Genomic DNA, 11,133 nt, shown 5'->3' with positions numbered 1-11,133 from the left:
TAAATCGAGTTATCCGTTGCCAGCACCGTGCGGTTGGCATAGTCAGGGGCAATCTCGCCTTCGAAGCCACGAGCGCGCAAGGCGTCGAGAAACGCAACATAGCCACTTCGCACTGCCACTTCGCTGACCATTGCGATCATGCTTTGAGCGTCTCCAGCGCCTGCTCGATGAGCCCTAGCCCTTCTGCCATGACGTCTGGTTCAGTGGTCAATGGCGGCAATAAGCGTAAGACATTACGCTTGCGGCCACTGGGCATTAGCAAAACGCCAGCATCACGCCCCGCAGCCAATAGGTTAGCTAAGTGCTCTCCCCCCGTAGCATTGTCGGTATCTTCAAAGACGATACCGCGCATCGCGCCAACACCGGTCATGGCTCCTAGCATGGGAAAACGCTCGCTTGCTTTCCAGCGCTGGTAAGCACTCACAATCGCCGCTTCTTGGGCATTACCCCATGCGCTTAGCGCCTCGTCTTGCATGATATCCATCACTGCCAATGCAGCTGCACACGCGACCGCATTGCCTGAATAGGTACCTCCCAACGCGCCTTTGGGTAAAGCATCCATTAACTCTTTACGCCCTACCAAGGCGGCCAGAGGAAGACCTGAGGCAATGCTTTTTCCTAACAGAAGCAGGTCAGGCTCGATGCCGAGGTGACTGAAGCCAAAGCGTTTACCGGTTCGTCCGAAGCCTGATTGGATTTCGTCACAAATCAATAAAATACCGTGCTGATCGCAGATTTCCCGCAGCGCTTTCGCAAACTGGGGGCAAAGTAAGCGAAAACCACCTTCCCCTTGAATGGGTTCAACGACGACGCACGCCACTTCACTGGGGGCAATTTCTACGTCAAATACACGCTCTAGGGCCGCTAGCGACTGCTCGGCGGATATCCCACTATCCTGGCTGGGGAACGGCAGGTGATAAACCGGGCCAGGTAGCGCGCCTAAACCGGCTTTATAGGGCTTAACTTTGCCGTTCAAATTGAGTGCGGCCAAGGTGCGGCCATGGAAAGCATCGTCAAAGGCAATCACGCCCTGGCGACCCGTGACACCACGGGCCACTTTCAGAGCATTTTCAGTCGCTTCCGCACCACTGTTCGTCAACATACATCCCAGCGGATAAGAAACCGGCACAAACTGGTCAAGTCGTTCTACGACAGAGAGGTAGCCACGGTGCGGCAAGGCATTAAACGCTGAATGCATGAGGGTATCGACCTGAGCCTTGACGGCCTCGACCACCGCTGGATGGCCATGCCCCAAGTTAAGCACACCAATACCGCCAATAAAGTCGATATAACGCCGCCCTGATTCGTCCCACACCTCTGCATTACGCCCTTTAGTAATGCAAATGGGATGGAGGATGCCTAATGCACTGCTGACGTTGGGAAGGTCCATCGTCGTAAACGCTCCTGAAATTGCCAAGTGTTCCCTTATCAAACAGGTTCAAATAGCAGATCACAAACGAAAAAAAACGCTAAATGCATGCCCAATAGGAATACATAGAAAATAGCCGAGTGATTTAAAAGCAGGAACGGGTGCCGCCTAGCACAGGTACTCAGTGCTGACACCTATGATACTAAAAAAGATCAAAAAATATTAAAAAAAGCATCACGCCGCACGTACTGACATAAATCGCAAATCATTGATTATGAAAAGTATTTATTAATGCCAAATGGCATGACAAAATGGAATGCGTACGCAACTTAATTTCTTTTGTCTGTCGGGCGGCATACGTGAACAATAGCCAGCTACTTTTTCGCGCTCTTTTCGCTGACCGATCCCCAGACGGTCGGCTTGCGAGAATTGCTAAGCAGAATTTTATTATAAATAATTTAATTAGCAGGAGTTAACATGAAAAACATTACTTCTAAAGTACTGTCACCAAAAGTGCTATGCGGCGTAGGCGCGACTCTTCTGTTGGCAGGTTGTGGTGGCGACAGCAAACCTAATATTGCTATTGGCCCCCCTGCCAGCACCACTCAAGGCGTTTCCCAACTACTTTTTGATGCCTACGGTATTGGTAGCGATAAGTACAAGACCTATCAAGAAGGCTTTGGTGCTGCACTCGATGGTGTGCAAGATGGCAACATCGATATTTCTATCGGCATTCTTGGTCTACCTTCTGGCAGCATCGAGAACTTACAAGCCTCAAGTGGTGATGCACGCCTAATTAGTTTAAGCGATGACGCTATTGACTATATTGAAGAGAATAGTGCCTATAAGCGCTTTACGATTCCCGCTAATAGTTATGCTTTTCAAAATGAAGATGTAAATACTATTACGGCTTATGCCATTTTAGTTGGCAACACAAATACTATTGATGAAGACCTGGGTTATGAACTCGCGCGTTTAATGCATGAACATGCTGAAGAAAACACGCACTCTCAATCTGCGTTCATTACCCTTGAAAATGCACTCAATGGTTCAGAAGGTCTCCCCATTCACCCCGGTGCTAAAAAATATTACGAAGAGCAAGGCCTCACCGTAAATAACCCGGTTGCGGAGCTTGGCGAAACTGAAGCCAAAGAAGAGTTTATTTTAGGTACCGGTAGCCAAGGCGGCACTTACTACCCACTAGGCGGTGAGATGGCCACCATTTGGAACCGTTACCTGGAAAACCATAACTTCACCAATATTGAAACTGGCGCTTCAATCGAAAACTTAGTGAGCATTCGTGATAACGGTATGGATCTCGGGATGACCGTACACGCACCGGCACAAGATGCCGTTGCCGGACGCGGAGAGTTCGAAAGTGGCGCGATTGATAACGTCGCCTTTATCGGGCACATCTACCCTGAAGTCATTCAGATTATCACCCGTGAACGCTCCAATATTGACAGCCTAAGTGATCTAACTGATTGATGTTCCCTTTTCGCCGCTGGCTAAGCCAGCGGCGTTATATGTATGAGGTTTAATCGTGGATAAAAAAAAACTCCTGACGAAGCGGCGCTTTTAGAAAAGTATGATCGTGAGTCACAAGTACGCTCTGCACTACAGCTAGGCAAGTGGGGCTGGATGATCACCCTCATGGGTGTATCACTGACGTGCTTTCATCTCTATACCGCTTATTTTGGTACGCTCCCGTCACAGCAGCAAGGCGCTGTCCACTTAGGGCTTGCCTTGGGGATGATCTTTATCTTATTCCCTGCAACGCGCGGTGCGGGCAGGCGTAATGGCGTGCCGTGGTACGACGTAATACTCGCCTTCGTAGCCACCTTTGCCGCCTACTATAAAATCCTGTTTTATGAAGAAGTCCTGCGTGCAAGGGTTACGGGCTATTCAGCCTTTGACCTAACAATTGCCGCACTCGGCGTGCTGTTTGTACTAGAAGCAACTCGCCGTACTGTTGGTATGCCAATTGTTGTCATGGCTACGTTGGCAATTCTCTATGCGCTGTTTGGCAACTTGATCCCCAGCCCTTTGCTTTCTCATCCGGGCTTCTCTCTTGAGCAGGTGTCTCCCTACTTATGGTTTAGGGAAAGCGGCGTTTTTGGCACGCCCCTGCAAATATCGGCGCGCTTTATCTTCTTGTTCTTGTTTTTCGGCGTTGTTCTGATGCATACCGGCGTCGGCCGATTCTTTAATGACTTAGCCTTTGCGTTAACCGGGCGCTTTACGGGTGGTGCCGGTAAAGCCGCCGTTATAGCAAGTTCGCTTCAGGGGATGATTTCGGGAAGCTCTATCGGCAACACCGTGGCTTCTGGCTCTTTCACCATTCCTATGATGAAAAATGCCCGCTTCAAGCCCGAAGTAGCAGGAGCAGTCGAAGCATCAGCCTCTACCGGCGGGCAGATCATGCCGCCCTTAATGGGTGCTGCGGCTTTTATCATGGTGGAGTACGTGGGCGTCTCTTACCGCGAAATCATGTTTTCGGCGCTGATTCCCGCCATTCTCTATTTTGCGGGTATTTTTATCGGGGTGCATTTCGAAGCCAAACGTCATCGCATTCTCGGCCTTCCTAAAGATCAATTGCCCAGCAAGCGTAAGCTGATACTGTCAAAAGGCTACATGCTGCTGCCTTTGCTGGTCATTATTACGACTATTAGCGTTGGCTTTACCGCTCAACGAGCAGCGCTACTGGGTATCGCATGTGCGTTCGCTGTCAGTTTGGCGCGCAAAGAAACACGCCCTTCGTTAAAAGATATATTGGTTATTTTTGAAAAAGGGGCGCGCGTGGCACTGCCAGTGATCGCAGCGGTCGCTTGCGCAGGCATTATCGCTGGCGTGGTAGGCATGACAGGCATGGGGTCAAAATTTGCTGCTGGCATTATTAGCTTAGCGGATGGCGTTTTGATACTTGCGCTGTTGTTCACGATGATTGCCTGTATTGTCTTGGGCATGGGGTTACCCACCACAGCAAACTATGTGGTCACTGCCACCATTGCCGCACCAGCACTGATTAATGAGTTCGGCCTTCCGCCAATGGCAGTGCATTTGTTTGTCTTTTATTTCGGCATCATCGCCGATATTACGCCTCCCGTGTGTTTAGCCGCGTTTGCGGGCGCAGGCATTGCACAAGCCAACCCCATGAAGACTGGCTTTACGGCGGTTAAATTGGCGATTGGTGCGTTTATTATTCCTTATGCCTTCATTTATAATCCTATGCTGGTATTAGTCGAACCTACGCTGCTGGGACTGTTAAGCGCGCTGTTCTTTTCACTCGTAGGGATTATGGGCGTCAGCAGCGCACTACTCGGTTACTTTGTACGTGATTCCTTCTTCGGGGAGCGTCTGGTACTGTTAGTCGCAGGGCTTGCCATGGTGGTTCCCGAGTTGCTAACCAGCGGCTTAGGCTTGCTTGCCATGGTGACAGTGGGCTGGCTTCAATCGCGCCGACCTGATAAATCCCAGGAGGCTGCAACGCTCGCCCAATGAGCCACTATAAAAACCTAGCTTCCCCCCGGCGCTTAGTCGCCGGGGCGGCTTTCAGGTCATCAGGAGCGCCAGGTTTGGCATCACGCAATCTTCCTTCTACGGCGGCTATGCAATGCTTTGAAGCAGCCGCACGCCATATGAGTTTTACTCGCGCAGCAGATGAGCTAAACCTCACCCAAAGTGCTGTCAGCAAACAAGTCGCGCACCTTGAAGCCACCTTGCAACACAAGCTATTTCGTCGCGTGCGACGCAGCCTGCTGCTAACCCCAGAAGGGGCCATTTTTTTAAGTGACGTACGCAAAGTGCTCACTCAAATTGAGATGTCGACGCAAGCGATAATGACCTACAGCGGTAATAGCGAGGTTCTTAAAATCGCCACCTTACCTAGCTTCGGTAGCCGCTGGTTGGCCAATAAGTTGCCCACCTTTCTAGCCGCCAATCCAGGCATTAGTTTGGAGTTTCATGACCGCGTAAAAGATTTCGATCTTGAGCAGCAAGATATCGATATTGCTCTGTTTTATGGCCATGGCAGTTGGCCAAGCCTTGCTTGTCATAAGCTTGTTGATGAGGATATGGTCGCGGTTGCTTCCCCTGAATTACTCGCTCGGCACCCCATCCAGTCAGTGGATGACTTAACACAACTACCGCTACTTCACCTCTCGACACGCCCTGACGCATGGCACCATTGGTTTGCAAACCAAGAGATCATCACTGACCGTAGCTATCATGGCACCCGCTTCGAGACCTTTCCTATGCTGGTGCGAACGGCAATGGCAGGCGGTGGGGTTGCACTGGTTCCTCACTTTACCGTCGATGAAGAGTTGGAAGGTGGCCGACTGACAGTCGCTTGGCCATATCGGCTGCTCAGTGAGAGTGCTTATTACCTTGTTTACCCTGAACACTTGGGGGAACTCGCCAAAGTGCGACGCTTTGTAGAGCATATTACCCAGTTCAGTGATTGATACTGGCACAATACTACGCACTGCTATGTTATAGCTAAACAACTAACAATTGCTTTGTGCCAAACAATTACCTCATTTAACCCCTATTAAAAGCTTAACGCTATTAATATGTTTATATATTCATACGCTTGAGATTTTATAACAGCATTGATAACTACCGGGCAGAAGCACCAAAGAAGAGAACATCTTCTTACGTCACTCCTACCCGAGAGTACATCTTGATTTAGTCAATGGTGTCGACAAATTCGCTGAGATCCCGCACTCGACTCCTATCGATAGTCACGCCAAGTCCAGGTGAGTCGTCCAACACAATATGCGTTTCATCTCCCGGCATCTGGGCAACATCCTCCCCAATCATGGCAGGTCCCACCAAGTCATTCGCAATAATATTGGGATGCGCCAGCGCTAGGTGGGCACCCGCGAGCGTCGCGATCGAGGACTCCACCATAGAGCCGATCTGGCAGGGTATATCCGCCGCCATTCCGACCTCTGCCATCGCCATAGCAGGACGTAAGCCGGAGGATTTCATTAACTTGATGTTCACCATGTCAGCAGCGTTTAGTTGAATCACCTCCAGCATTTCTTTAACACCATGAATAGGCTCATCAGCCATAATCATGGCATCAGTTGACTGCGTCACACGGGCCATGGCGGTGAGATTCTCCATAGCGACGGGTTGCTCAAACCAATCCACTTGATAGGGCGCTGCATGCCGAATGACCTGAAGTGCTTGCTTTGCACTCCACCCTTGATTGGCATCCACGCGCAACGCAATCGATCGATCTAGTGCTTCTCTAACCCGCGCAATCCGCTCAACATCATGTTCCGGCGTATCTCCCAGTTTGATTTTGATCGACTGATAACCGCGCCGAGCAGCCTCTTTCGCCTGACGCGCCATCTCCTCCGGCGCTAACATGCTGATAACGTATGGAAGTTCCAATCTAGTATGGCTACGCCCACCTAGCAGCGCATAAAGCGGCTTTCCGCACTCACGCGCCACCAGGTCGTGAAGCGCAATATCGAGAGCTGCTTTCGCCGAGGGGTTATGGCGAATTTTACGGTTGGCAGCATGATGGAATTGCGCAATATCACTGGCGTCGGCGCCCATTAGTAACGGCGCTAGCTCACGGGTTATGATTTCTCGTGCGCCAAGATACGTTTCTCCCGACACATGCTGATCTACCACGGCCTCACCCCAGCCAATCTGGCCAGAAGCAGTCTCGATGCTGACAATCAGGCTGGCGATATCGTGATAAGTGTCATAGGCAATCTTAAATGGTTGTTTAAGCGGAAGACGCACACCATAGACCGTGATTTTGTTAATACGCATTATTGATGCCTTATTTATGTCCAGGAAAAGATCTGAGCCAGCGCAATCATCAGACTTGCCATACCCAGTTGAAGAATCGCTAATGGAAGTATCCATTTGATCCACTTACTCCACGACACACCTGCCACCGCAAGCCCTGCCATGAAATATCCCGACGTTGGGGTAAGAATATTGGAAATGCCATCACCAAACTGAAACGCGAGGACAGCCGTCTGACGGGTGACTCCCACAAGATCCGCAAGAGGCACCATCAAAGGCATGGTCAGTGCTGCTTGACCACTGCCAGAAGGGACTAAGAAGTTCAGGACAAGTTGAACAAAAAACATACATACCGCAGTAACCACCGCGGGCATTCCGCTCAGCAGCCCTTCGAGATGATAAAGAATCGTATCCAGGATTTCCCCATTTCTCAGAATCACCAGGATGCCAAAGGCAAAGCCCACTACCAGTGCCCCCATCGCAATTTCCTGAATGCCTTCAACAAAGTGGTCGGCAATTTTATTCGGGTTCATACGCGCAAATGCACCGATTAAAATAGCCATCAAGAGAAAGGCGCCAGACATCTCACCGATATACCAGCCGTGACGTATCACGCCATAGGCAATAACAAGAATGGTGCCTACGAAAGCAGCGAGGACGAGTTTATCGGCAGCCGATAATGCACCTGGGTCTTCATTGGCTTGTGGTTTACCAAATTGGCGGCGGTCATTATTAAAGACAAGGCTCGCTTCGGGATGCGCTTTCACTTTGGCCGCATAGCGAGTGACGAAAGCAATACTGATACTGACGAATATTAGCCAGTAACAGGCCCGCAGAGTCATTCCAGAAAACATCGGGAGCTCAGCGATATCCTGGGCAACGCCAACGGTAAAAGGATTCATAAACGCTGCAGAGAAACCGGCACCAGCACCTACCAAAGGTACCGCTGCGGCCGTAATAGAGTCATACCCCAGCATACGCAGCAGCGGTGCAAGGATAATGATAAAAGCAATTGTTTCCTCTGCGAGCCCGAAGGTTGCTCCTCCCATCGCAAATAAAAGCATCAGTAAAGGGATAAGAATGAGATCACGCCCAGTAAGCGCATTACTGATACTGGCAACGACTTTTTGTAGTACCCCGGTTGCTTTCAGCACGCCAAACGCGCCGCCTGAGATAAAAATAAAGAAGATAATGCTACTGCCTTCACCCATCCCTTCAAAGACCGCCATGAACGGACTTAACCAGCCAGCTTCTTGCGCTTCCACCGCCGCATAACTGTCTGGCACTACAACCGTACGCCCTTGCTCATTGGCTATACGCTCATAACTACCCGCCTGAAGAAAGTGGGTTGATAAAGCAGCGAGACAGATAAAGCTAAACAACACGACAAAAATATGCGGGAAGCGAAATGTTGGTCGTGAACTCTTCTCGTGTGTCATTGTTTTTTCGAGAGACGTCATGGGGTATCCCCAGTTTATTGATGGTTATCGAGAAACTGCATTGCCACACTTGTCAGGAAGTCGCTTCCAATCGACAGAATGGCATCGTTAAAGTCATAGTCAGGCTGGTGAAGTTTTGGTGTTTGTGGCCCTGAACCATTGCCAATCCATGCATAGGCACCTGGAACATGGGTAAGAAAAGCCCCCATATCATCAGCTCCCATGCTGACTGGGTGCTCTACCAGCTGTTCATGCCCCCAACGCTGCACCACCACATCGCGGCACAGCTGGGCACAACCGCGGTCATTGGCAACCGCTGGTGTTGAAGGAACGTAGTCGAGTGTGACGTCGCACCCTGTTGCCTTGGAAACCCCTTCCGCCACGTCGCTAATTCGCCTCTCCAGACGTTTGCGTAGCTCAGGTTTAAAGCAGCGCGCGGTACCCGTCAGCCGAGCAGTCGCCGGAATAATATTGCTAGCATGGCCACTTTGCAGGCTACCCAGACTGATAACAGCGATGTCTTGGGGGTCAATATTACGACTGACAATCTGTTGAATAGCGGTTGTAAATAGGCTGGCCGCGACGATGGGGTCTGTTGTGAGATGAGGCATCGCCCCATGTCCACCGGTGGAGTGGAACGTCACCTCAAAGTCGTCGCTTGATGCCATATGAGGGACGTCATGGATAACAAAACGCCCGGCCTCTACACCTGGCCAATTGTGTAGTCCAAATATCGCATCAAGCGAGAATTTCTCCTGAAGCCCCTCCGCAAGCATCGCTTCAGCACCAGTACCAATTTCCTCGGCGGGTTGAAAAATCAACACGACATTTCCCCGCGCCGGGCGCTGGTTAACCAACTGTGCAGCAGCAGCCATCAACATTGCCGTATGGCCGTCATGCCCACATGCATGCATTACATTTGACTGGCTGGAACGATGCGAAAACTGATTAGCCTCCTCGAGTGGCAGAGCATCGAAATCGGCTCGAAGCCCAACGATTGCCCCCGTGCTGGCGCCTTTAATGACGCCGACCACACCGTGGCCGCCTATCTTCTCATGCACCTCATCTACCCCCAAGCCACGTAGCATCATTGCAATACGCTCAGCGGTTATAGACTCCTGGCCAGATAACTCTGGGTGCTGGTGGAGTTCCCGACGAAACGTGATCATTTTCTCAAGCTCAATGGCTGATAACGTCATGAGAGGTAAAACCTTGTTGTAAAGTGGTAAGCCTGGGAGAAGTGCGCCATCTGGCGTCCGCAGGAACGCATACTTGTGCAACATGAGTCGCGTACGCCGTTATGCGCTTAACCAGATTGGTTTTGAGTATGTTGTAACGCTTAGTGCGAATAAAATACTTCTTCCCGATAGCGTCATACCTTTATGAGATGAGACTTTAGTTGTATTTTCTGTATGAAATGAGACGCGCATCGTGGCGTCTCCGGGAGCGGACATGGACACAAAAAAACTAAGGTACTTCCTGGCGGTGGTCGAAGCGGGTTCGATATCATCTGCAGCCAAGCAGATACCGATCGCTCAGCCCGCCTTGACGCGACAGATACATCAGCTTGAAGCCGATATCGGGGCAATCCTGTTTTATCGTGACCGCAAAGGGGTATCTTTGACCCAAGCGGGGCATTACCTATATGCCAATGGGCAGCGCCTACTGTCAGAACTCGAAAGTGTCGCGAAGAAAACACGCGATATTGCCAATGGTTACCGTGAAAGTCTCTCGCTCGGGATTAGCACCATACATCCCTATATTCCCAGCATCACAGCACTCATCAGCAGATTTCGCTCACGCTACCCCTCAACACAGTTAACGCTAGAATCAATGTTGTCAGGCCCCCAGGCAGAGGCGATTCTGGCGGGTCGGCTCGATGCCGGCATTCTCTTCATTGAACGAGAAGATGAGCCACGGCTAGACTACTATCCGTTAGCCAGCTTTCGTATGGCGGTCTTCACCAGTCGATGCCACCCTCTCATAGCGACTACCCCGACCTCGCTTAAGGATTTTCACGACGCGCCATTCATTCGGTTTAGCCGAACCTCAACGCCGGGCAGCTTCGACCGGCTAGATAGATGCTTTCAGAAGGTAGGCTTCGAACCCAATACTGTTCAGGAATGTCGCGATGACATCACTATTCGCAGTTTGGTTGCTACGGGAATGGGGTATGCGATTATGCCCAGCATCATGGCACTCGGGGACGAAGACATTGTCGCCTATGAATTAGACGACTTGCCAATAGCCACGGATCTCATGCTTGCTTGGCAAAAGGGCCGCCAGCCAGCGGCAGTAAAAACACTATGCCAGCTCGCCGAAGAATCACATTGATTTCATCATTAACGACAAAAAAGATTATATCTAATGACAAAAGTTGCGATATTTGTTGATATCCAAAACGTCTATTACACCGTGCGGGAAGCGTATGGTAAGAACTTTGATTACAACAAATTTTGGGCACAAGTAACCGCTGACAGAGACGTTGTGGCGTAAGCGTTCATCCTACGACGTAGTTGACTTACTTCACGTTGCGGAGAGGCCTTAACAACT

General features: G+C 50.5%; 8 protein-coding genes and 1 pseudogene. 5 read left to right on the top strand and 4 right to left on the bottom strand.

The features are described from left to right. Positions 1–136: 136 nt before the first annotated feature. Entirely contained in the window at positions 137–1,390 is a 1,254-nt protein-coding gene (locus tag INT21_RS15190) for a 2-aminoadipate transaminase (RefSeq protein ID WP_193067533.1), read from the bottom strand. Positions 1,391–1,846: 456 nt separating this feature from the next. Between INT21_RS15190 and INT21_RS15185 the strand changes: the two genes are divergently transcribed. From INT21_RS15185 to INT21_RS15175, 3 genes are all read left to right on the top strand, one after another. After that, entirely contained in the window at positions 1,847–2,857 is a 1,011-nt protein-coding gene (locus tag INT21_RS15185) for a TAXI family TRAP transporter solute-binding subunit (RefSeq protein ID WP_193067735.1), read from the top strand. Positions 2,858–3,010: 153 nt separating this feature from the next. After that, entirely contained in the window at positions 3,011–4,870 is a 1,860-nt protein-coding gene (locus INT21_RS15180; protein WP_193067734.1) for a TRAP transporter permease, read from the top strand. Positions 4,871–4,944: 74 nt separating this feature from the next. Then, positions 4,945–5,832: a LysR substrate-binding domain-containing protein gene (locus tag INT21_RS15175; RefSeq protein ID WP_193067733.1), complete on the top strand. Its 888-nt coding sequence runs from the start codon at positions 4,945–4,947 to the stop codon at positions 5,830–5,832. Between the two features lie 223 nt (positions 5,833–6,055). Here the strand turns inward: INT21_RS15175 and INT21_RS15170 are convergent, their stop codons facing one another. From INT21_RS15170 to INT21_RS15160, 3 genes are read right to left on the bottom strand one after another with little or no spacing between them, the layout of a single operon-like run. Then, positions 6,056–7,162 (bottom strand): mandelate racemase/muconate lactonizing enzyme family protein, encoded by a 1,107-nt coding sequence (locus tag INT21_RS15170; protein WP_193085416.1) that lies wholly within the window; start codon positions 7,160–7,162, stop codon positions 6,056–6,058. A 14-nt stretch (positions 7,163–7,176) separates the two neighbouring features. Continuing rightward, positions 7,177–8,601: a YfcC family protein gene (locus INT21_RS15165; protein WP_193085415.1), complete on the bottom strand. Its 1,425-nt coding sequence runs from the start codon at positions 8,599–8,601 to the stop codon at positions 7,177–7,179. Positions 8,602–8,615: 14 nt separating this feature from the next. After that, a complete protein-coding gene (locus tag INT21_RS15160) occupies positions 8,616–9,779 on the bottom strand; it encodes a M20 metallopeptidase family protein (RefSeq protein WP_193067731.1) in 1,164 nt (387 codons plus the stop codon). 253 nt (positions 9,780–10,032) lie between these two features. Between INT21_RS15160 and INT21_RS15155 the strand changes: the two genes are divergently transcribed. Both INT21_RS15155 and INT21_RS15150 read left to right on the top strand, forming a co-directional pair. Next, entirely contained in the window at positions 10,033–10,914 is an 882-nt protein-coding gene (locus INT21_RS15155) for a LysR family transcriptional regulator (protein ID WP_193067730.1), read from the top strand. A gap of 33 nt (positions 10,915–10,947) precedes the next feature. After that, positions 10,948–11,070: pseudogene (locus tag INT21_RS15150) on the top strand (NYN domain-containing protein); the annotation flags it as partial. Positions 11,071–11,133: the final 63 nt, after the last annotated feature.

The organism is Halomonas sp. 3F2F, from assembly GCF_014897805.1.
Classification (GTDB): domain Bacteria; phylum Pseudomonadota; class Gammaproteobacteria; order Pseudomonadales; family Halomonadaceae; genus Vreelandella.
The sequence above is the reverse complement of the archived record's forward strand: the minus strand, read 5'-3'. Positions and strand labels throughout refer to the sequence as shown.